This is a genomic window from Streptomyces sp. NPDC051315, from assembly GCF_044455165.1.
Classification (GTDB): Bacteria; Actinomycetota; Actinomycetes; order Streptomycetales; family Streptomycetaceae; genus Streptomyces.
Map to the genome: position 1 here is coordinate 181,409 of NZ_JBITEN010000002.1, position 23,043 is coordinate 204,451.

At 74.1% G+C, this 23,043-nt stretch carries 8 protein-coding genes; 2 read left to right on the forward strand and 6 right to left on the reverse strand.

Features of this window, described 5'->3' with window-relative positions; all coding sequences use genetic code 11:
- Positions 1-88: 88 nt before the first annotated feature.
- Positions 89-1,444 (reverse strand): lysine N(6)-hydroxylase/L-ornithine N(5)-oxygenase family protein, encoded by a 1,356-nt coding sequence (locus ACIBBD_RS04095; RefSeq protein WP_399417717.1) that lies wholly within the window; start codon positions 1,442-1,444, stop codon positions 89-91.
- Positions 1,445-1,498: 54 nt separating this feature from the next.
- Here ACIBBD_RS04095 and ACIBBD_RS04100 point away from each other — a divergent pair, with 54 nt between their 5' ends.
- Complete coding sequence (locus tag ACIBBD_RS04100; protein ID WP_399417718.1) at positions 1,499-2,452, forward strand: methionyl-tRNA formyltransferase; 954 nt, start codon at positions 1,499-1,501, stop codon at positions 2,450-2,452.
- A gap of 188 nt (positions 2,453-2,640) precedes the next feature.
- Positions 2,641-3,666 (forward strand): iron-siderophore ABC transporter substrate-binding protein, encoded by a 1,026-nt coding sequence (locus ACIBBD_RS04105; protein ID WP_399417719.1) that lies wholly within the window; start codon positions 2,641-2,643, stop codon positions 3,664-3,666.
- 58 nt (positions 3,667-3,724) lie between these two features.
- Here ACIBBD_RS04105 and ACIBBD_RS04110 read toward each other — a convergent pair whose 3' ends face one another.
- Genes ACIBBD_RS04110 through ACIBBD_RS04130 form a run of 5 tightly spaced genes read right to left on the reverse strand, consistent with a single transcriptional unit; the run spans position 3,725 to position 23,043 of the window.
- Positions 3,725-7,198 carry an amino acid adenylation domain-containing protein gene (locus ACIBBD_RS04110; protein WP_399417720.1) on the reverse strand — a complete coding sequence of 1,158 codons (3,474 nt, stop codon included), beginning with the start codon at positions 7,196-7,198 and terminating at the stop codon, positions 3,725-3,727.
- Between the two features lie 20 nt (positions 7,199-7,218).
- Positions 7,219-15,099 carry an amino acid adenylation domain-containing protein gene (locus tag ACIBBD_RS04115; protein ID WP_399417721.1) on the reverse strand — a complete coding sequence of 2,627 codons (7,881 nt, stop codon included), beginning with the start codon at positions 15,097-15,099 and terminating at the stop codon, positions 7,219-7,221.
- On the reverse strand, positions 15,096-19,631 hold the full coding sequence (locus ACIBBD_RS04120) for an amino acid adenylation domain-containing protein (RefSeq protein WP_399417722.1): 4,536 nt from the start codon (positions 19,629-19,631) through the stop codon (positions 15,096-15,098). The genes ACIBBD_RS04115 and ACIBBD_RS04120 overlap by 4 nt, the downstream gene beginning before the upstream one ends.
- Positions 19,628-22,825 carry an amino acid adenylation domain-containing protein gene (locus ACIBBD_RS04125; RefSeq protein ID WP_399417723.1) on the reverse strand — a complete coding sequence of 1,066 codons (3,198 nt, stop codon included), beginning with the start codon at positions 22,823-22,825 and terminating at the stop codon, positions 19,628-19,630. Before ACIBBD_RS04125 ends, ACIBBD_RS04120 begins: the two co-directional genes overlap by 4 nt.
- The gene (locus ACIBBD_RS04130; protein WP_399417724.1) at positions 22,825-23,043 is read right to left on the reverse strand and encodes an MbtH family protein; all 219 of its coding nucleotides are present in this window, start codon (positions 23,041-23,043) and stop codon (positions 22,825-22,827) included. Before ACIBBD_RS04130 ends, ACIBBD_RS04125 begins: the two co-directional genes overlap by 1 nt.

Genomic DNA, 23,043 nt, shown 5'->3' on the forward strand with positions numbered 1-23,043 from the left:
AGCGGATGCCCGTGCGCACCGGGTCCCCCTCGGTGCGCACGACGAGGCCGGGGCGGCGGCCGTGCGGACGGTGCGGTGCCGGCGGCTCTCAGACCGATGCCGCGCGTCGGTCCAGCAGGGAGCCGTGGATCTCCGCGGCGCGGACCGCGGTGGTGGACAGCAGGGTCGAGGTCAGGCCGTGGGTGTGCTCGGTGCCGCCCTGGACGTAGATGTTCGCGGTGACGTCCGGGGCGGTCTCCACACGGTGGTCGCGGGTGACGCGCAGGGCGTCCCCGTCGTCGCGCAGACAGACCTTGGCGGCCTCGCCGAGCAGGGCCGTCAGGTCCCGTGGGCGGTATCCGGTCGCGTGCACCAGCAGGTCGGCCTCCAGCACCTGTTCCTCGCCGGTGGGCAGGAACTCCACGGCGATGTCGAGGGAGCCGTCGCTCCTCGGCCGTACGCCGCGGATGCGGGAGACGTTGAGGAAGCGCAGCCGCTCGTGGCCGGCCACCTTCTCCCGGTAGGAGGTGGCGTAGAGGGACTCGATCAGGTCCATGTCGACGACGGAGTAGTTGGTGGACCGGTGGTAGTCGAAGAGGGACTGCTTCACCTCGGAGGGCGAGGTGAAGTACACGTCGACCGCCTCGGGGTCGAAGATGCGGTTGGCGAAGGGGCTGTCGTCGGCCGGGGTGTAGCCGTACTTGGCGAAGACGGCGCAGATCTCGGCCTCGGGGAAGGAGCGGTGGAGGTAGTCGACGGTCTCGGCGGCGCTCTGTCCGGCGCCGAGGACGACGGCGCGGCGCACCGGGCGGCCCTCGGCGCCGAGTGCGGCGACCCGGGGCAGCAGCTCGCTGTTGTGCCAGACGCGTTCGGAGAGTTCGACGCCCGGCGGCACATGGGGTTCGAGGCCGACGGCCACGCTGATGTCGCGGGCCCGGCGGGTCAGGGTCCGGCCGGGCCGTTCCGGGTCCCGGCAGACGACGTCGAAGCAGCTCACGATGCCGGACTCGTCCCGGACCGGGTCGATGGAGACGACGTGGTGGTTGTAGGAGACGAGGTGGCGGACCCGCTCGGCGGCCCACTCGAGGTACTCGTGGAACTCCACCCGTAGCGGGAAGAGCGTCTTCTGGTTCAGGAAGTCGACGAGCCGCCCGCGTTCGCGCAGGAAGCACAGGAAGCTGAAGTCGCTGGCCGGGTTCCGTAACGTCACCAGGTCCTTGAGGAAGGACACCTGCATGGTGGCGTCGTCGATGAGCATGCCCCGGTGCCAGCCGAAACGCGGCTGGCGTTCCAGGAAGTGGGCGTTGAGCCGCCGCTCCGGCGGAAGTCCGGCGTTGTGTTCCTCGATCGCTACGGCCAGGGCGAGATTTGACGGGCCGAAGCCGATTCCGAGGACGTCGTGGCTGATGTCCGATCCCAGATGCGGTGGTTTCACCGTGGCATCGCCTCCCTCAGGCAGCCACATGTTAGATAAGGTAAGCCTTACCTTGCAATGGAGCCGCCGGAGGGGAGAACCGTCATGCGCGTCGTCATGCTCGGCTACCAGACCTGGGGTCACCGCACACTCCAGGCCCTGCTCGACTCCGATCACGAGGTCGCCCTCGTGCTCACCCACCCCAGGAGCGACCACGCCTACGAGAGGATCTGGGACGACAACGTCGCCGAACTCGCCGAGAAGAACGACATCCCCGTCCTGCTCCGCAACCGCCCCGACGACCCCGAACTCCTCGACGCCGTCCGCGCGGCCCGCCCGGACATCATCGTCGCCAACAACTGGCGCACCTGGCTGCCGCCCGAACTCTTCGACCTCCCCCCGCACGGCACGCTCAACATCCACGACTCCCTGCTGCCGGCCTACGCCGGCTTCTCGCCGCTGATCTGGGCCCTCATCAACGGCGAGGACCGGGTCGGCGTGACCGCGCACCGCATGAACGCCGAGCTGGACGCCGGGGACGTCCTGGTGCAGCGCGCGGTTCCGGTCGGGCCCACCGACACGGCGACCGACCTCTTCCACCGCACGGTCGACCTGATCGCGCCCATCGTGCGCGAGTCCCTCGACCTCATCGCCTCCGGGCGGGACGCCGGGCAGTGGCAGCCTCAGGACCGCAGCCGGGCGAGCTTCTTCCACAAGAGGGCGCCCGAGGACAGCCGGATCGACTGGCGCTGGCCGGCCGAGCGGCTGGAACGGCTGGTGCGCGCGCAGTCGGACCCGTACCCGAACGCGTACACCTACCACCGGGGCCGGCGGCTGCGGATCGTCTCCGCGGCGGTCTCGGAGGGCCGCTACGGCGGCACCCCCGGGCGGATCTTCATCCGGGAGGGCGACGGCGTGGTCATCGTGGCCGGACCCGAGGCCCACAGCGGCCGGTTCCCGGGGCTGGTGGTCCGACGGCTGCGCACGGACGACGGCACGGAGTACGCGGCGGGCGAGTACTTCCGCACGATGGGGGGTTACCTCACGGATCGGCCCTGAGACAGATCCGGCCACACACGGGCCGACACCGGCCCCGCCAACTCCTTTGCGATCGGGGGTCGCTGAGGAAACGTCACATCAGCCGCCGGGCCCAGGACTTTGACCTGAATGCATTGCTAAGGGAAGCCTTACCTTGCTTTACTGACGGCCGTACGGCTCCTCCCAGTACCCGGCGAAAAGGGATGCACATGTCGAGAAAGCTCCTCACGACCCTTCTCACCGTCATCCTGGCCGTCGGCCTGACCGCCTGCGGCTCCGTCGAGGAAGACGAGGACAGCGCTGCCGGCACATCCAGCGGGTCCTCGGACAAGGGGAGCTCCTCGTCCGCCTTCCCGGTCACCGTCAAGCACAAGTTCGGCTCCACGAAGATCACCAAGGAGCCGGAGCGCGTGGTGGTGATCGGGGGCGGTGGCACGGACGACGTCGACGCGCTCTACGCGCTGGGCGTCACACCGGTCGGCATCACCAAGGACGCCTTCGCCTCCGACGGGGTCTACCCGTGGCTGAAGGACAGGATCGACACCAAGAAGACCACGCTCCTCGACACCATGAACGGCGTCGACTTCGAGAAGGTGGCCTCGCTCCAGCCGGACCTGATCCTCGCCACCTCCGACTTCCAGCTGGACAAGGACTACAAGAACCTCGCCGCGGTGGCACCGACCATCGGTTACGAGACCGCGTGGGGCGCGCAGTCCTGGCAGGAGCACGTGCGGGTGGTGGGCAAGGCCGTCGGCAGGACGGCGGAGGCCGAGAAGGTCATCTCCGACACCGAGGCCGCCATCGACGCGGTCAAGGCCAAGCACCCCGGGCTGAACGGCAAGACCTACAGCCTGTCCATCGGCAACACCCCGGCCAAGATCTACACGATCGCCTCGGAGGACGACTTCGCGGCGAAGCTGATGGGTGAGCTGGGGCTGAAGCTGACCCCGTCGATCACGAACATCAAGACGGTCAGCGGCTCCCCCACCGGTGAGCTGTCGTTCGAGCAGCTCGACAGGCTGGACGCCGACCTGGTGATCATCGCGTTCACGACCAAGGACCTGCGGCAGGCGTTCGAGGCGAGCGCCCTGGTGAAGAGCATGTCCGCGGTGAAGAAGGGCAACTACGTCGTCACCGACGTCGAGACCATCAGCCAGCTGAGGAGCCCGTCCGCGCTGGGCATCCCGTGGGCGCTGAACAACCTGGAGCCCGGGTTCACCAAGCTCGACCGGTAGCGGCCCGTCGGACCGGAGGGGCTGCGGGGTGTACGGTCCACCCCGCAGCCCCTCTTCTCTACGCCTCGCCCAGCGCCGCGTCGATCTCCGCGGCCGACATCGCCTCGATCTCCAGGTGGAGGGCGGCGACCTGTTCGAGCCGGCCGGGCGTCCGCTCCTCGGCGGCGAGCCGCTCGGCCATGCCGCCGGCGGTGAGGCTCGCGAACAGGGAGCGGACCGACACCTCGGAGGTGTCCAGCGCCTCCCGCAGCCGGGCCACGATCACGGTGGCCAGCACCGAGTCGCCGCCGAGCGCGAAGAACCCGTCGTCGAGGCCGACCCGTCCGACGCCCAGGACATCGGCCCAGGTGCTGGCGACCACCGTCTCCAGCGCGGTGCCGGGCGCCCGGTGCCCGCCCTCGGACTCCCCCTCCCACAGCTCCCGCACGGCCCGCCGGTCGAGCTTGCCGTTCGAGGTCAGCGGCAGCTCCCCGGTGACGGCGATCCGGGCCGGCACCATGTGCGGCGGCAGTACCGACCGCGCCCAGTCACGCAGTTCGCCCTCGGTGACTTTGGCGGCGGCCACCGCGGCCGCCAGCTGGACACCCCGCCCCCGGGTCAGCCCGGCGACGGCCCGCCGGACGGCGGGGTGTCCGGCGAGGGCCGCCTCCACCTCGCCCAGTTCGATCCGGAAACCGCGGACCTTCACCTGGTGGTCGCGCCGGCCCAGGAACTCCAGGGTGCCGTCGGGCCAGTAGCGGGCGAGATCGCCGGTGCGGTACCAGCGCACACCGTCCGCCTCCGTGAACTTCTCGGCCGTACGCACCGGATCGCCCCGGTAGCCGAGGGCCACCCCGTCCCCGCCGATCCACAGTTCGCCCGGCACCCAGTCGGGGCAGTCCCGGCCGCGCGGGTCGACCACCCGGCAGCGCACGTTGCGCAGCGGGGTGCCGTACGGGACCGCCTTCCAGTGAGCGGGCACCCGACCGTCCCGCACGTCGCACACGGTGGAGTGGATCGCGGTCTCGGTCGTGCCGCCGAGGCCCGCGAACCGGCAGCCGGGGGCGCGCTCGGCGAGCCGGCCGGGCAGGTCGGTCCCGACCCAGTCGCCGCCCAGCAACACCGCCCGCAGGCCGGTCAGTTCGCCGGGGGCGGTGGCGAGCAACAGCATGTCGAGGAGCGGGGGCACGCAGTTGACGAGCGTCACCTTGTGCGTGCGCACCAGGTCGGCCCACCGGCGGGCCTCGCGCCGGTCGTCGTCGGCCACGAGGACCACCGCGCCACCGGCGCCGAGCAGACCGAAGACGTCGTAGACGGACAGGTCGAACTCCAGCGCTGACAGGGCGAGGCAGCGGTCCGACGTGCCCACCGCGTAGCGCTCGTCGAGGTCGTCGATCGTGTTCACGGCCGCCCGGTGCGGTACCTCGACGCCCTTGGGCTCACCGGTGGAGCCCGAGGTGAACAGGACGTAGGCGACCTGTTCCTCGTCCGCTCGGACCGGCTCCGGCAGGGGCGTCTCGCGCACCGCCTCCGCCACCGGCAGGACGTCCGGGTCACCGGGGCCGTCCAGGAGGCGGCCGTCGGTGAGGATCACGCGGCAGCCCGCGATGGCGTGGATGCGGTTCCGGCGGGCGGGAGGCTGGTCGACACCGACCGGTACGTACGCGGCCCCCGCGGCCAGCACACCGAGGACGGCGGTGATCTGGTCGGGCCCCTTGGGGAGGCTGACGGCGACGGTGTCCCCGGGGCGCACGCCACGGGCCACGAGGGCGGCGGCACAGCGCAGCGCGCGGTCCGCCAACTCCCCGTAGGCCAAGACTTGCTCACTCCCCCACAGCAGTGCCGGGGCATCGGGCTGTTCGGCCGCCCGGGCGAAAAAGGCCTCGTGGAGCAGGCGGTGGCCGCGCGGGCCGTCGGTGGCGTTGACCGCGGCGCGCACCGTCCGCTGGTCGGCGGGGAGCAGGGCGGGGACCGGCTGTTCCCAGACCTCGTCGTCGGTGCCGAGACGGGCGACGAGACCGTGGAAGGCGGCGAACATCGCGTCGATCAGCCCGGCGGGGAACGCGTCCTCGCGGACGTCCCAGTTGACCAGCAGCCCCCCGTCGACCTCGGTGACCTGCGCGTCGAGCAGGACCTGCGGTCCCTGCGAGATGATCCACACCGGCTCGCCGAAGGACCGCCGTACACCGGCGTCGAACAGTTCGCCGAGGTTGAGCGCGCTGGTGAACACGACGGGTGCGAGGACCTGTTCGCCGCGTTCGCGGGAGAGGTCGCGCAGGACCTCCACACCGGAGTAGTCGCAGTGCGCGGCATCGGTGTGCATACGGTCCTGGAGGCGCCGGGCGTGCTCGGCGAACGGCGCGCGCTCGCCCAGGTCGACGTCGAGCAGCACCGAGCTGGTGAAGTCACCGACGAGCAGGTCGACGTCGGGGTGCGAGCCGCGCCGGTCGAACATGGGCACGTTGAGCAGGAAGCGGGGCTGTCCGCTCCAGGCGGCGAGCACCTCCGAGAAGGCCGTCGCCACCGCCATGGCCGGGGTCAGCCCGTGCTGGTGGGCTCGGGCGGTCAGCCGCCGCTTCTCCTCTGGCGGCAGCCAGTGGTGGCGGCGGGTCACCCGGGTGGGATCGGCCCGTTCGGCCTCGGGCACCAGGGGCAGGTCGGGGGCGCTGGGAAGCTCCGGCACACGTCGGCGCCACCACTCCTGCGCCTGCGCGCGGCTCAGCCGCCGTACGTCGGCGCGTTCCGCCAGGTACGCCGGGTAACTGGTGCGGATCGGCGGCAGGGAGGCACCGGGGTCCTCGTACAGCGTGGCGAGGTCGGAGAGGAGGACCCGGTAGCTGAGCGCGTCCGCGGCCAGCATGTCGACGTCGACATGGAGCCGGGTGCGTCCCTCGGGCAGCAGTGACAGCAGCACGGAGAAGACCTCGCCGGCCGCGACGTCCAGCCGTGCGTGCGAGGACGCGTACCGCAGCTCGTCCAGCCGCGCCCACGCCGCCTTCTCGTCCAGTTCGCGCAGGTCGTGGACGGTCGTGGCGGGGCGGGTGAGCGCCGGCAGGATCTCCTGGCGGCCGTCGTCGGTGAAGCGGGCGCGCAGCATGTCGTGCCGCGCCGCGAGGGCTCGTACGGCCGCCTCGAGGCGGTCGGCGTCCACGTCGGCGCCGTCGAACTCGACGTAGAGGTGGGCGGCGACGGAGCCGAGGGTGGTGTCCTCGCCGCGGCCGATCCAGTACGCGTGCTGCATCACGGCCAGCGGGAAGGGCTCGTCCGGGACGGTCACGGGCGTGGGCGGTGCGGGCTCGGGTGCGGTCCGGGGGGCGGCCGCCGTACGGGAGGCCAGCAGGGCGCGCCAGGCCCGGAGCGTCGGTTCCCTGGCCAGTTCGGCGAAGCCGACCCTGACGCCCTGCCGGCGCCAGCCGCCGGCGATCCTCATCAGGGTGATCGAGTCCAGGCCCCAGGAGATGAGGCTGTCGTCCTCGCCGGGCCGCTCCGCGGGGTCGAACGTGTCGGTGACCGCACGGAGCAACTCGTCTGCGGTCGGGGGGTGTTGCGTCACCGGTTCCTCCGCTTCATCGCTCAGAGCTCGTCGACGTCGTCGTCGAGGTCGAAGTCGAGGTCGTCGCCGAAGTCGTTCTCGAAGTCCTCGATGTCCTCCTGGGTCAGGGCCACCAGGGGGAGGTCCGAGGGGGTCAGGCCGCCCGCCGTTCCCGGCAGGGTCCCGACGTGCCGGACCAGGCCGCGCAGGGCCCGCTCCCACAGGTCCATCACTCCCTCCGCCTCGGCGGACGTGAGGAACCCCTCCGGCCAAACCGCCGAGACGTGCAGGCGGGTGCCGTCCGCGTCCTCGACCGCCACCGCGTTGATCTCCAGCCCGAAGGGCGCGGCGCGCCCGGGGTCCGGCGGTACGCGCAGCATGGGCGCCTCGGGGGCGAGTTCCCAGGGTTCCTCGCCGGTGGCCGACGCGGTGAACCGGCCGAGGTAGTTGAAGCCGATCTGGGGCTGCGGGAGTTTCTCCAGTTCGGGGGCGGTGTCGGGGTTGAGGTGGCGCAGCAGGCCGTGGCCCAGGCCGTGGTCGGGGACCGCCCGCAGTTGTTCCTTGACGCGTTTGAGGGCCGTTGCGGCGGAGGGGCCGCCGGTGAGGGCGTCGTCGAGGTCCAGGGGGCCGGGGTCGATACCGACGGGATGGACGGTGGTGAACCAGCCGACGGTGGCGGACAGGTCCACCCCCTCGGCGAGGTGTTCGGCGCGGCCGTGTCCCTCCAGTCCGACGAGCAGCGAGCGGCCGGTGAGGTCACCGCGCTCCTCCCGCCAGGCGGCGGCCGCCAGGGCGAGGGCGGTCAGCAGCACGTCGGGGACGGTCGCGTGGTAGGCGGCGGGCACGGCCGTCAGGAGGGGTGCGGTGAGCTCCTCGGGGAGGACCCTGGTCCTCTCCCGGGGCGTCGCCGTGGCGTCGAAGGGCCGGTTCAGCAGGGGGCGCGTGTCGGCGAGCGCCCCGGTCCACCAGGCCAGTTCAGCGACCCGGTCGGGCGTACGGGCCTCCTGGGCGAGGAGCCGGCTCCAGCGACGGAAGGAGGTGCCCGTCCGTCGCAGGCGCGGTGCCCGGTCCGCGGCGACGGCCTGCCAGGCCTCGGCGAGGTCGGCGCAGAGGATGCGCCAGGACACGCCGTCGACGACCAGGTGGTGGGCGACGAGGAGGAGCCGGCGGGCCGTGGGCGACCACACGGCCCGCAGCATGCGGCCCGCCCGCGGGTCGAGCGCGGCGGCCGCGTCCGCGAGCCGCCCTTGCGGGTGGTCGGCCGTGCTGAGCAACTCCGCCGCGGATACGGCCCCTTCGGCCGGTACGACGAGCCGCGGACGCCCGGTGGACTCCCCGGTGAGCCGGGCGCGCAGCATGTCGTGCCGGTCCAGCACGGCCTGGAGGACGGCGGTGAGCCGCTCGTGGGTGAGCCCGGCGGGGGTCACCAGCAGGACGGCCTGGGCGAGGCCGTCGTGGGAACCGTGCATGACCGGGATCGGCTCCAGTTCGCCCAGCGGGTCGTCGGCCGGGGCGGCGGCCGCCGGTCCCGGTGCCGCGGCGGCCGCGGCGAGACCGGCCGGGGTGGGTGACTGGAAGACCTGACGGGGGCTCAGGGCCAGACCGACCCGGCGGGCCAGCGTGACGAGGCGGATGGAGACGATGCTGTCGCCGCCGAGGGTGAAGAAGTTGTCGTCGACGCCGGCCTCGGGCAGGCCCAGGACGTCGGCGAACAGGGCGCACAGCAGCCGTTCGCGCTCGTCGGCGGGAGCGCGGGTCGCGGCGGTGGCGGCGGTCGTGGGGGCGGGCAGGCTCGCGCGGTCGACCTTGCCGGAGGGCAGCAGCGGGAAGGCGTCGAGGACGGTGAGCGTGGCCGGGACCATGTGCTCGGGCAGCCGTTCCCGCAGCCAGTCCGACAGGTCGGCCACGCCGTCCGGTGAGGCCAGGCAGTACCCGGCGAGGCGTTTCACGCCCGGGGAGTCCTCGCGGATCACGGCCACCCCGCGCCGTACGCCCGGGTGCTGTTCGAGGATCGCCTCGATCTCCTCCAGTTCCACGCGCATGCCGCGGATCTTCACCTGGTTGTCGGCGCGGCCGAGGAACTCCAGGGTGCCGTCACGGCGCCGGCGGACCAGGTCACCGGTGCGGTAGAGGCGCTCGCCGGGCGGGCCGAAGGGGTCGGCCACCCAGTGGTCGGCGGTGCGGCGCGGGTCGTTGACGTAGCCGCGGCCGAGGTAGATCCCGCCGGCGTACAGCTCGCCGGGGACGCCCACGGGGACGGGCCGCAGCCGGTCGTCGAGGACGTACAGGCGGGTGTTGGTGTTGGCGCGGCCGATGGAGACGGCGCTGCGGACGGCGCCGGTGCGGTAGACGACGTGGCTGACGCCGATGGTGGCCTCGGCCGGGCCGTACCCGTGGTACATGACGGCGTCGCTCGCGGCGCGGAAGCGGGCGAAGAGTTCCGGGGTGAGGACCTCGCCGCCGCACCAGACGTGCTTGAGCGAGGCCGCCCGGTGGGCGAAGCCGTCGAGTTCGAGGAGGAGGTCGAGCATGGAGGAGACGAGGTAGGTGAAGGTGACGCGGTGGCGTTCGACGGTGTCGAGGAGGTAGTCGACGTCGCGCTCGCCGCCGGGTTCGGCGATCACCACGCGGCCGCCGTGCACCAGCGGCAGGAAGATCTCGTTGATGGAGATGTCGAAGCCGAGCGGGGCCTTGAAGAGGGCGGCGTCGTCGGGTCCGAAACCGAGCAGGCCGCGCTGCCACAGCAGCCGGTGCGCGATGGCGCGGTGCCGGATCATGGCGCCCTTGGGGACGCCGGTGGAGCCGGAGGTGTAGATGACGTAGGCGAGGCCCTCGGGGTCGACGGTGACCTCGGGACGCTCGGCGTCCGGGACGGGACCGCTCAGGTCGACCTCGACGCGCGGGACGCCCTCCAGGGCGTCCCCGGGGCGCACCAGCACCGCCGTGAGGGCCGCGCCGGCGCACACCTCGGCGATGCGGCGGGCCGGCCAGGACGGCTCCAGCGGCACGAAGGCCCCGCCCGCCTTCAGTACGGCGAGCAGTGCCACCACCATCTCCACCGATCGTTCGAGGTGGATGCCCACGCACCGTTCGGGGCCGACACCGCGTTCCCGCAGCCGGTGGGCGAGGGCGTTGGCGCGGGCGTCGAGTTCGGCGTAGGTGAGGGACGGGCCGCCCGGGGTGCCGTACTCGACGGCGACGAGGTGCGGGGTGCGGGCGGTCTGCTCCTCGACGAGGGCGGTGAGGGTGGTGACGGGCATGGGGTGGGCGGTGTCGTTCCACTCGTCCAGCAGCAGCGTGCGCTCGTGCGGGGTGAGGACGTCGGCGGCGCCGATGGGACGGTCGGGGTGGCGGGCCAGGTCGGCGGTGAGCCGGACCAGGCGCTCCGCGATCTCCTCGGCGCTCTCCCGGTCGTACAGGTCGGTGCTGAAGACGAGGGATCCGTCGACGCCGCCGGCGTCCGCCTTCTCGAACAGGTGGAAGGCCAGGTCGGTCTTCGCGGTGTAGAAGTCGACGCGGCGTCCGGTGAGGGTCAGCCCCGCGAAGTCCCGGGTCCGCTCCGGGGCCTGCTGGTGGGCGAGCATCACCTGGAAGAGGGGGTGGCGGCCCATCGAGCGGGCGGGGGCGAGCGCGTCCACCAGCTGTTCGAACGGCAGGTCCTGGTGGGCGTAGGCGTCGAGATCGGTCTCACGGACCCGGGCGAGCAGCGTACGGAAGGTGGGGTCGCCGGAGACGTCGGTCCGCAGGACGAGGGTGTTGACGAAGAGGCCCACGAGGTCGTCGAGGGCGGGGTCGCCCCGGCCGGCGACGGGTGTGCCCAGCGGGATGTCCTCGCCGGCGCCGAGCCGGGCGAGGAGGACGGCGACGGCGGCCTGGAGCGCCATGAAGACGGTGCCGCCGGTGTCCGCGGCCAGTTCCCGCAGGGCCCGGTGGGTGTCCGCGTCGACGGTGAAGTCGACGGCGCCGGCCCGGTGGCCGTGGACGGCGGGGCGCTGCCGGTCGACGGGGAGCTGGAGTTCCTCGGGGAGGCCGGCCAACTGTCGCGTCCAGTGGTCCAGGTCACCGTCGTCGGTCCGCTCCCGCTGCCAGAGCGTGTAGTCGGCGTACTGCGCGGGGAGCGGGGCCCAGGTGGGGGCGGCGCCCCGGGAGCGGGCGGCGTACGCGGTCTCCAGGTCCGCCAGCAGCGGGGCTTCCGACCAGCCGTCGGTGGCGATGTGGTGGAGGAGCAGCAGGAGGACGTGCTCGTCGGGGCCGAGGGTGAACAGCGTGGCCCGCAGGGGGAGTTCGGTGTCCAGGGCGAAGGGGTGGGCGGCGGCCTCCCGCAGCAGGGCGTCGACGTCGTCCGGGCGGGCCGGTACGACGGCGAAGGGGACGGACGCCTCGTCCGGGGCGAGTACGTGCTGGCGGGGGGTGCCGTCGTGGTCCGGGTACACGGTGCGCAGGGTCTCGTGGCGGGTCACCACGTCGTCGAGCGCGGCGCGCAGGGCGGCCGGGTCGAGCGGGCCGGCGAGGTGGTGGGCGGTGGGGATGTTGTAACTGGGGTCGGGGCCCTCAAGGCGGTGCAGGAACCAGAGCCTGGCCTGGGCGGAGGAGAGGGGGAGCGGGTCGGGGCGGTGGGGGGCGGGGCGCAGGGCGCGGCGGTGGGTTCCCGGGTGGTTCAGCAGGGGCGCGAGCCCCGCCACGGTGGGGGTGTCGAACACGGCCCGCAGCGGGATCTCGACGCCGAGCTCGGCCCGGACGCGCGCGACGAGCCGGGTGGCCAGGACGGAGTGGCCGCCCAGGGTGAAGAACGCGTCGTGGACGCCGACCGCGGGCAGGCCGAGCAGGTCGGCGAAGAGCGCGCACAGGGCCGCCTCCGTCTCGGTGCGCGGTGCGGTGGCGGTGGTCAGGGCGGCGAGGTCGGGAGCGGGCAGGGCCCGGCGGTCGAGTTTGCCGTTGGGGGTGAGCGGGAGGGCGTCCAGGACGGCCACGGCGGCGGGCACGAGGTGGTCCGGGAGGGTCGCGGTGAGGGCCTCGCGCAGGCTCAGCGGGCGCAGGCCGACGCCGGGCCGGGGGACGGCGTACCCGATCAGCCGCGGCTCACCGTGCGCGTCCTGACGTACGGTCACCGCCGCCTGGGACACCCCGGGCAGGGCCGCGAGGGCCGCTTCCGTCTCGGCCGGTTCGACGCGGAAGCCGCGGATCTTCACCTGGTCGTCGGAGCGGCCGAGGAACTCCAGGACGCCGTTGGCGTTCCGGCGGACGAGGTCGCCGGTGCGGTACAGACGGGCGCCGGGCGGTCCGAAGGGGTCGGCGACGAAGCGGTCGGCGGTCAGGGCGGGGCGGCCGAGGTAGCCGCGGGCCAGTTGGACGCCGCCCAGGTACAGCTCGCCGGGTACGCCCGGGGGCACCGGGCGCAGCCGGGCGTCCAGGACGAGGGTGCGGGTGTTCCACACCGGCCGGCCGATCGGCACGGAGCCGGCGGCGGAGCGGGTGCCCTCGGCGCACGGCCAGGAGGTGACGTCGACGGCGGCCTCGGTGGGGCCGTAGAGGTTGTGGAGCTCCGTGCCCTCCAGCAACTCGGCACACCGGTCTGCCAGTTCGGTCGGCAGGGCCTCGCCGCTGCACACGATCCGGCGCAGGACGCCACGGGCCTCGGTCGCGGCGGGGTCGTCGAGGAAGACCCGCAGCATGGAGGGGACGAAATGGGCGGTGGTGACGCGTCGTTCGCGGATCAGCTCGGCGAGGTGGCGCGGGTCGCGGTGGCCGCCGGGACGCGCCAGGACCAGGGTCGCCCCGCTGATGAGCGGCCAGAAGAACTCCCAGACGGAGACGTCGAAGCTCGCCGGGGTCTTCTGCAGGACCCGATCGCCGGGTGTGAGCCGGTAGGTGTCCTGCATCCACAGCAGCCGGTTGACGATCGCTGCGTGCGGGACGACGGCGCCCTTGGGGCGGCCCGTGGAGCCGGAGGTGTGGATGACGTACGCCGGGTGCCCGGGCCGTAGCGGCAGCGACCGGTCGGCGTCGGTGAGCTCGCGGTCGTCGGCCTCCGCGATCCTCGGGTCGTCGGGCAGGAGCAGCGGGATTCCCCGGGCGGGGAGCGTGCCCGCCACCGCCTCCGAGGTGAGGATCAGCAGCGGAGCGGTGTCCTCGATGACGAACGCCAGGCGTTCGGCGGGGTAGCCGGGGTCCAGTGGCACGTACGCGCCGCCCGCCTTGAGGACGGCGAGGAGGGCGACGACCAGGTCGGTGCCGCGGTCGAGCGCGACGCCGACGAGGCGTTCGGGGCCGACGCCGTGGGCGATCAGGACGCGGGCGAGCCGGTTGGCGCGGGCGTGCAGTCCGGCGTGGGTGAGTCCGTCCGGGGCGTCGTCGGCGAGGAGCGCGCAGGCGTCCGGGGTGCGGGGGGTGAGCAGGTCGACGAGGGTGACCTCGGGGACGCGGTGAGCGGTGGGGTTCCCCTCCTCCACGACCCGGCGTTCCTCGTCCCGCGTCATCAACGGCAGCTCGGAGACCGGGCGTCGGGGGTCGGCGAGTGCGGCGCAGAGCAGGGTCTCCAGGTGGCCGAGGAGCCGGTCGACGGTGTCGCCGGTGAACAGTCCGGCGCGGTGGGTGGCCTCGATCCTCAGCCGTCCGCCGGTGAGGAAGGCCTCCAGGGAGAGGTCGAACTGGGTGGTGTCGTTGTGGACGGTCTCCCAGGTGGCGGTGATGCCGGGCAGTTCGGGGCCCTGGAGCCCTTGGGCGAGGAAGAGCAGCATGACGTCGAAGTAGACGGAGCGGCCGGGGTGGCGCTCGGGGCGGAGCTGCTCGACGAGGCGGTCGAAGGGCATGTCCTGGTGGGCGTAGCCCTCGGTGCACACCTGGCGGACCCGCTCGAGGAGTTCGGCGAAGCCCGGGTCGCCGTCCAGGTCGGCGCGCAGGGCGAGGGTGTTGCCGAAGTTGCCGACGAGCTGGTCGAGCCCGGGGAGGTCGCGGTTCATCACGGCGGATCCGATGGGGACGTCGGTGGCGCCGGTGCAGCGGTGCAGCAGGGCGGCGAGACCCGCGAACAGGACCATGAAGGGGGTCGCGCCCGCGGCCCGCGCGTACGCGGTGAGCCGGTCGGTGGTCTCGGGGGCGAAGGTGCGGAAGCGGCGGCCGCCGTCCGCGGTGGGCCGGTCGGCGCGTGGGGCGTCGACCGGGAGGGCGAGGGGCGGCGGGGGCGGGGTGAGGGCGGACCGCCAGTGGGCGAGGTGTCCGGCGAGCCGCTCGTCGGTCCACGCGGTGCGTTGCCAGACGGCGTAGTCGGCGTACTGGACGGGCAGCGCCGCGAGTCCGGACGGCCGCCCGTCGACGGCCGCCCGGTACAGGGCGGTCAGGTCCCGGGAGAGGGCGTTGAACGTGCCGCCGTCCCAGGCGATGTGGTGCACCGTCAGGACGAGGGTGTGGTCGGTGGGGGCGCGGTGGAGCAGCAGGGCGCGCAGCGGGTGCTCGGTGGCGAGGTCGAAGGGGGTCGCGGAGGCGGCGCGGGCCGACTCGTCGGCGCGCCGGTCCTGTTCCCCGGGTGACAGGCCGCTCAGGTCGGCGGTGGCGAAGACGACCTCGGCCGGCGCGTCGACGACCTGCTCCGGGGTGCCGTCGGGCGTCGCCGGGTAGCGGGTGCGCAGCACCTCGTGGCGGTCGAGCAGCCCCTGGAGCGCCGTGTGCAGGGCGGCCGCGTCCAGCGGGCCGCGCAGCCGGACGGCGAGACAGACGTTGTAGGCGGGGCTGTCCGGGTCGAGCCGCTGGAGCAGCCACATCCGCGACTGGGCGTACGACAGCGGCAGCGGGCGCTGGTCCGGGGGGCGGGGCGGGACGGTCTCGGAGCGGGCCGGGGTGTCGGCCAGTCCGGCCGTCTCCAGCCTGCGGCGGAGCAGTTCGCGCCTGCGGGCCGCGAGGTCGTTCGCCGGGCTCGTCCGCGTCACGGTGTACCGCCCTTCAGCAGCAGGTCCAGGGAGGTGGTCCACAGGTCGGCCAGCCGGGTGATCTCCGGCTCGGTGAAGAGCCGTTCGGGCCACTGCCAGCAGACCCTCAGCACCGGTCCGGCGGGGTCGGCCCCGTCGTCGATCCCCGTGTCGACGACGAGGGGGTGGGAGGCGGGGGTGCCGGGGTCGGCGGCGCTGCCCATGACGCCGGTCTCGGGGGCGCCGGTGAACACGGCGGCGGCCGGCCCTTCCCGGCGGTCGCCCAGCGCCATCCGGCCGAGGTAGTGGAACCCGATCTGGGGTTCGGGGAGCGCGGCGAGGCGGGCGGCGGTGTCGGGGTTGAGGTGGCGCAGCAGGCCGTGGCCGATGCCGTGGTCGGGCAGGGCGGCCAGTTGGTCGCGGATCCGGCCCACCTGGTCGGTCCCGGGAGGCGGTCCGGCGTCGAGCCGGACCGGGACGTGGGTGGTGAACCAGCCGAGGGTGGCGGACAGGTCGGCGCCGGGGAGCAGGTGCTCCTCGCGGCCGTGGCTCTCCAGGCCGAGGAGTACCGAGGTGCCGGGTGTTGCGCGGCCGAGCTCGCGCCGCCAGGCGGGGACGGCGCGCGCGAGGGCGGTCAGCAGCAGGTCCTGGACGGAGCCCTCGGTGAGCCGGGCGGTGAGGTCGGGCCCGAGGACCGTCCAGTGCCGGCGCACGGTGTCCGTGGTGTCCCGGCGGGGGTCGAACGGGGCGGCGCCCAGGGGAGTCTCCGGATCGCCCAGGACGCTTTCCCACAGCGGGAGTTCGGCGGTGCGGCGAGCCGAGACGGCCTCCGCGTGCAGGGCGTGGGCCCACTCCTTGACGGAGGTCCCGGGCGGGGAGAGCGGCCTGCCCTCCCAGGCTGCGGCGAGGTCGGCCGCCAGTACGCCCCAGGAGGCCGCGTCGGTCACCAGGTGGTGGAGGACGACCAGCAGCCGTCCCTCATGCCCCGGTCCCGTGTCGAACCACAGGAAGCGGGCCACCGCGCCGGAGGCCGGGTCGAGTTCGGCGACGAGTTCGTCGAAGGAGTCCGGCACGAGGGTGGCGACGGTGGCGTGGTCGAGCCGGGAGGCGTCGACGCGCCGTACGCAGTCGGTGGCGCGGGCCGTGCCGGCGGGAGCGGCGCGCAGCCGCCACCGCCCGTCCGGTCCGTCCTGCGCGAGGCCGGCGCGCAGGAGGTCGTGCCGGTCCAGGACGGCCTGGACGGTGCGGTGGAGTCCGGCGAGGTCCAGCGCGGCCGGTGTCCTGAGGAACCGGGCCTGGCTGAGGGCGCGGAAGGGGACACCCCGCTCGACGAGCCGGCTCAGGACGGGCGTCAGCGGGATGTCGCCGGTGCCCGCCGCCGGGTCCGTCTCCCGCGGCCGGGCGGTGCCGGCGCGTCGGGCGAGTCCGGCGACCGTCGGCTGTTCGAAGACGTCGCGCGGGGAGATCGTGAGTCCTGCGGCCCGGGCCTGCCCGACCAGCCGCATGGACACGATGCTGTCCCCGCCGAGCGTGAAGAAGTTGTCGTGCACGCCGACCTCGTCGAGCCCGAGCACCTCGGCGAACAGGGTGGCGAGCCGGCGTTCGGTGGCGTCGGCGGGCGGCCGGTCGGCGGGGCGGGAGGACCGGGCCGGGGCCGGGAGGGCGGCGGTGTCCAGCTTGCCGTTGAGGGTGAGCGGGAACCCGTCGACCGTCACGAACGCGGACGGCACCATGTAGTCGGGCAGGACGGCGGAGGCGGTCCGGCGCAGCGACCGCGTCATCTCCTCGGCCGGTGGCGCGGAGGCGGCCGGCACCACGTAGGCGACCAGCCGGCGCACTCCCGGGGCGTCCTCGCGGACAACGACGGCGGCGCGGTCCACGTGTGCGTGGTCGAGGAGTACGGCCTCGATCTCGCCCGGTTCGACGCGGTAGCCCCTGATCTTGACCTGGTCGTCGATCCGGCCGAGGCACTCCACCAGACCGTCCTCGGTCCAGCGGGCGATGTCGCCGGTGCGGTACATCCGGGCGCCGGGCTCCCCGGAGAACGGGTCGGCGACGAAGCGGCTCGCGGTGGCTCCCGGCTGCCCGAGGTAGCCGCGGGCGAGACCGGCGCCGGCGATGTACAGCTCGCCCTCGACACCGACGGGTGCGGGGTTCAGGTGCCCGTCCAGGACGAGCAGGCGCCCGCCGGCGACCGGTCGGCCGATCGCGGGCCGTTCACTGAGCGCGAGGTCGCAGTCGGCCGAGTCGACGGTGCACTCGGTGGGCCCGTAGAGGTTGTGGACGGTGAGGCCGTCCGTCTCGCGCAGGGTGCGCCACAGATCCGGCGGGACGGCCTCACCGCCGACGCCCAGCACCTTGAGGCCGGCCCGCCAGCCGTCCCGGGTGACCAGCTCCCCCACCAGGGACGGCGACAGCTCGATGAACTCGATCCGGTGCCGGTCGAGGAAGGCGCGCAGCGCGTCGGGGTCACGGCGCACGTCGTCGGGGACGAGGTGCAGTTCGTGCCCGGCGAACATCCACAGCATGGGCTGCCAGGACGCGTCGAAGGCGGTGGGCCAGGCGTGTCCGATGCGCAGCGGCCGGCCGCCGGCCGCCGTCGACGCCGGGGTGTGCAGGGCCGCGTTGTGGGCCGCGAAGAGGTTGACGACGGCCCGTTGCGGTACGACGACGGCCTTGGGGCGGCCGGTGGAGCCCGAGGTGTAGATGACGTACGCCGGGTGCTCGGGCAGCAGGGGCGCCAGGCGGTCGGCGTCGGTGAGGTCGGAGTCGTCGGTGATCCCCCGCAGCGGGGCGGGGTCGTCGAGGAGTACGGCGGGTACGCCGCCCAGGGCGTCCGGGGCGGGCGCGGCCTGTGCGACCGTCAGCAGCGCCACCGGCCGGGCGTCCGCGAGCATCCCGGAGATGCGCTCCCCGGGCCACGCCGGGTCCAGCGGCAGATAGGCCGCGCCCGCCTTCTGCACCGCGAGCAGTGCGACGAGCGTGTCCGGTGCCGCCGGCAGCGCCAGCGCGACGAACCGCTCCGGCCCCGCCCCCGACCGCACCAGCAGTCGGGCCAGCCGGTTGGCCGCGGAGTTCAACTCGGCGAAGGTGAGGCGTTGTTCGCCGCCGACGACGGCGATCGCGTCCGGGGTGCGCGCCGCGCGGTCCTGTATGACGTCGGGCAGGGTGGCGTACGGCACCGGCAGCCGCTCCCCCACCCCTGTGGCGAGCAGTGCCGTCCGCTCCTCGGGGGCGAGGACGTCGAGGGCGGCCAGCGGGGCGTCGGGGTGGGCCACGAACGCCCGCAGGAGGCGTTCGAAGCGGGCGGCCAGTTCCTCCACGGCCGTACGGTCGTGGCAGTCGGGGCGGAACTCGAAGACCACGCCGAGGCGTTGTTCGGCGAGGACGGCGAGGGTGAGGGGGTAGTGGGTGGCGCCAGAGCCCTGTACGTCGGTGATCCGCAGGCCGGAGACGGCCTCGGCCTCCGCCACCGCCTTGCCGTCGATCGGGTAGTTCTCGAAGACGACCAGGGTGTCGAAGAGGTCGCCCGTTCCGGCGAGGCGCTGGATCTCGGTGAGACCGAGGTGCTGATGGTCCATCAGTCGCGCCTGTTCGTCCTGCAGCCTGCGCAGGAAGGCGCCGGCCGGTTCGCCCGGCGGGGTGGTCGCCCGGACCGGCACGGTGTTGATGAACAGGCCGATCATGTTCTCGACGCCGGTGAGTTCGGCGGGGCGGCCGGCCACGGTGGCGCCGAAGACGATGTCGTCCCGGCCGGTCAGCCGGGCCAGCAGGAGCGCCCACAGTCCCTGGACGACCGTGTTGACGGTGACCCCTCGGGTGCGGGCCAGTTGCCCGACCTCGGCGGTCAGTTCCTCGGTCAGCCGCAGGGTGTGCAGTTCGGGCGGCACCGGGACCACGCCGGCGGGGACGGGCGACAGCAGGGTGGGGGTGGCCCCGGCCAGCGCCTCCCGCCAGGCGCGGGCACCCGCCTCCCGGTCCCGGGAGGCCAGCCAGGCCAGGAAGTCGCGGTAGGGGCGGACGGCGGGCGGCGGGGCCGTGCGGCCGGGGGCGAGCCGGGCGGCGTAGAGCTGGAGGAGCTCCCGTACCAGCAGCGGGACGGACCAGCCGTCGAGCAGGAGGTGGTGGTTGGTGAGGACGAGCAGGCGGCGGTCGCCGTGGGTGATGAGGGTGAGGCGCAGGAGGGGCGGGTCGGTCAGGTCGAAGCGGGCCGTGGCGTCGGCGGCGGCCAGCCGGGCCGCCTCGGTGTCGTCGGCGGCCTCCGCCTCCCGCCACGGCACGGTGACCTGTTTGAGGACCACCTGCACGGGCTCGTCCAGGTCCTCGTGGAGGAAGGCGCTGCGCAGATTGGCGTGGCGGGCGAAGAGTTCCTCGGCGGCGGTGCGCAGCAGGTCGGGCCGCAGCGGGCCCTCGATCCCGACCAGGGTCTGCATGGTGTAGACGTCCTGGGCACCCTCGTCGAACAGGGCGTGGAACAGCAGGCCCTGCTGCAGCGGGGACAGCGGCAGGACGTCCTCGACCAGGGAACCGTCGTCCCCGGTTTCCTTGCTCATCGGGTCCTCCACCTCGCCTTGACGTTGTCGAGTTGCGACGGGCTGAGCGACACCAGCGGTGCGCCGGTCGCCGTGAAGTCCTCGGATGCCGGGGCGTCGTCGGCCAGGGCGGCGGCGAGGCCGGCCGGCGTGCGGTGGGTGAAGACGTCCCGGGGGGCCAGCGCGAGCCCCGCCCTGCGGGCGCGGTCGGCGAGCCGGACGGTGACGATGCTGTCGCCGCCGAGTTCGAAGAAGTCGTCGTCCGCGCCGACCCGTTCGAGGCCGAGCACCTCGGCGAACAGGGCGCAGAGCACCTTCTCGGGCTCGGTGCGCGGCGGCGTGCGGGTGGACGCGCCGGTGTGGTCGGGCGCCGGGAGCGCGCGGCGGTCCACCTTGCCGCTGGGGGTCAGCGGCAGCGCGTCGAGGACCACGACGGCGGACGGGACCAGGTGGGCCGGGAGGCGGTCGGCGAGGGTACGGCGCAGCAGCAGCGGGTCCGGGGCGGACCCGCTCTCGGGTACGACGTAGGCGACGAGCCGTTGCGGTGCCGAGCCGTCCCGGCGGGCGGCCACGGCCGCCGTGGCCACCCCGGGGAGCGCGCGTGCGGCCGCCTCGATCTCGCCGGGTTCGACGCGGAAGCCCCTGATCTTGACCTGGTCGTCGGCACGGCCGAGGAACTCGACGGTGCCGTCGGGCCGCAGCCGGGCCAGGTCGCCGGTGCGGTAGAGGCGGCTGCCGGGCGGGCCGTAGGGGTCGGCGACGAACCGTTCGGCGGTGCGGGCGGGCTGGTCGAGGTAGCCCCGGGCCAGGCCGTCCCCGGCGAGGTACAGCTCCCCGACGGCTCCCGCGGGGGCCGGGCGCAGGCAGCTGTCGAGGACGTGGGCGCGGGTGTTGGCGACGGGCCGGCCCAGCGGGACGGGGCCCTCGCCGCCGTCGTGGACGTGCGCCAGGCTGTCGCCGGCCGCCTCGGAGCAGCCGTAGAGGTTGATCAGACGGGTGTGCGGCCAGCGTCGGGTGATCGCCTCGGCCAGGCTGCCGGACAGGGGCTCGCCGCTGGATATCCAGGTGCGGACGGTGGCGAAGGCGCCCGGCGGGGCGGCTTCGACGAGGGCGGTGTACAGGCTGGGGACGGCGGTCAGCGTGGTGGCGCGGGTGCGGTCGGCCAGGGCGGCCAGCGCGGTCGGGTCGCCGGTCTCATGGTCGTCGGCGAGCGCGAGGGCGTCCCCCGTGGCGAGGGCGCCGAGGAGTTCGGTGAGGCCGTCGATGAAGCTGAGCGGGCTCTTGGCGAGGCGGACGCCCGGTGGGTCGTCCGCGCTCAGGTCCCGTGCCCAGGCGAGGCGGTTGGCGAGGGCGCGCTGGGTGCCCACGACGCCCTTGGGGCGGCCGGTGGAGCCCGACGTGAAGATGACGTAGGCGGGGTGGTCGGGCGACAGGGGGGCGGGGGTGCCGCCCGGGGTGCCGGTCGCGTCGGGCGGGACGACCGACTCGGGTGCGACAGCGAGCTGTTCGGCCGTCATGGGCGCGCAGACCACGTGCCGGGGGTTCGCGTCGCCCAGCATCAGCGCGATGCGCTCGCGCGGGTAGGCGGGGTCGACCGGGAGGACGGCCGCGCCCGCCTTGAGGACCGCGAGCAGTGCCGTCACCAGGTCGGTGCCGCGGGGCAGGGCCACGCCGACCACGGAGTCGGGTCCGGCTCCGCGTGCGGTCAGGGCGGCGGCCAGCCGGTCCGCCCGGGCGTGGAGTTCCGCGTAGGTCAGGGTCGTGCCGCCGTGCCGGAGGGCGGGGGCGTGCGGGGTGCGGGCGGCCTGGTCGTCGAGGAGGGCGCGGACCGTGGGGTGCGGGAGCGGACGCGCGGTGCGGGCGGCTCGCTCGCGCAGGGCGCGGTGCTCGTCCTCGGACAGGACGTCCAGGGCGGCCACGGGGCGGGTGGCGTCCTCGGCGAACGCGCCGATCAGCCGCCGGAGCCGGGCCGCGATCCCTTCCACCGCCGTACGGTCGAGGACGGTCGGCCGGTGGGCGAGGGTCAGGGTCAGCCGGGCTCCGGGGAGGGCGGTCAGCGTCAGCGGGTAGTGGGTGGCGTCGTGGACGGAGACCCCGGTCATCCGCGGGCCGTCGGGGCCGAGGGCGCGGGCGATGCCGGCGTCGTCGACCGGGTAGCTCTCGAAGACCAGCAGGGTGTCGAAGAGCGCGGGGTGTCCGGCGGCGCGCTGGATGTCGGCGAGGCCGAGGTACTGGTGGTCCAGGAGCGCGGACTGCTCGGCCTGCACGCGGGCGAGCAGCTCGGCGAGGGGTTCCGCCGGTCGCAGCCGTACGCGGACGGGCAGTGTGTTGATGAACAGGCCGACCATCGTGTCGATGCCGGGGACGTCGGCGTCGCGGCCGGAGACGGTGGCGCCGAGGACCACGTCGTCGCGTCCGGTCAGCCGGCCGAGCAGCACCGCCCACAGACCCTGCAGAACGGTGCTGACGGTCACGCCGTGGGCGCGGGCGGCGGCGGTGAGCGCGGCGGTGTCCTGCTCCGAGAGGTCGAGGACGAGCCGTTCGGGCTGTTCGGCGGGGCGGTCGAGGGCACCGGGCGCGAGGAGTGAGGGCTGGTCGAGTCCGGACAGGGCGGCCCGCCACGCCCGGTGGGCGGCCTCCCGGTCCTGCCGGGCCAGCCAGGCCAGGTAGTCGCGGTAGGGGCGGACGCGGGGCAGGGCGGCGGGGTCGCCGTCCGAGGCGTACAGCTGGAACAGCTCCCGCACGAGCACGGGGGCGGACCAGCCGTCCCAGAGCAGATGGTGGGAGGAGATCAGCAGCCGGTGGTCGTGGTCGGCGTACCGCACCAGGTGGAACCGGAGGAGCGGTGGACGGGCCAGGTCGAACCGTTCGTCGCGGTCCCGGGCCAGTAACCGCTCGAAGGCCTCCGTGCGTCCGGCCGGGGGCACGGTGGACAGGTCGGTGACCTGCCACGGTGTGGGCACGACGCTGGGGATGACCTGGACGGGGCGCCCGGAGCGCTGGGTGCGGAAGGCGGCCCGCAGGTTGGCGTGCCGGGCGAGGAGCGCGCCGGCCGCGGCACGCATCCGCCCCTCGTCCAGGGGCCCTTCGAGGTGGAGTGCCGTTCGGCCGGTGTAGACGTCGGGGGCGTGGGCGTCGTACAGCGCGTGGAAGACCATGCCCTCCTGCATCGGTGACAGGGGGAGGACGTCCTCCACGACCGGGCGGGGCGCCATCAGTCCCCGGCCCCGCGCATGGCCTCGGCCAGGCTGCGCGGGCGCATGTCCGTCCAGTTCCGCTCGATGTGCTCCAGACAGGCGGCCCGCGTGTCGGGGCCGTGCACGCTGTTCCAGCCGGCGGGGACGGGCGCGAACTCCGGCCACAGGGAGTACTGGCCCTCGTCGTTGACCAGCACTCGGAAGACGCCGTTGTCGTCGTCGAACGGGTTGGCCAT

Excerpts from the sequence above, each read along its gene's own strand:
- ACIBBD_RS04095 (WP_399417717.1), bottom strand. The coding sequence starts at position 1,444 with ATGTGGCTGCCTGAGGGAGGCGATGCCACGGTGAAACCACCGCATCTG.
- ACIBBD_RS04100 (WP_399417718.1), top strand. The coding sequence starts at position 1,499 with ATGCGCGTCGTCATGCTCGGCTACCAGACCTGGGGTCACCGCACACTC.
- ACIBBD_RS04105 (WP_399417719.1), top strand. The coding sequence starts at position 2,641 with ATGTCGAGAAAGCTCCTCACGACCCTTCTCACCGTCATCCTGGCCGTC.
- ACIBBD_RS04120 (WP_399417722.1), bottom strand. The coding sequence starts at position 19,631 with ATGAGCAAGGAAACCGGGGACGACGGTTCCCTGGTCGAGGACGTCCTG.
- ACIBBD_RS04125 (WP_399417723.1), bottom strand. The coding sequence starts at position 22,825 with ATGGCGCCCCGCCCGGTCGTGGAGGACGTCCTCCCCCTGTCACCGATG.
- ACIBBD_RS04130 (WP_399417724.1), bottom strand. The coding sequence starts at position 23,043 with ATGGCCAACCCGTTCGACGACGACAACGGCGTCTTCCGAGTGCTGGTC.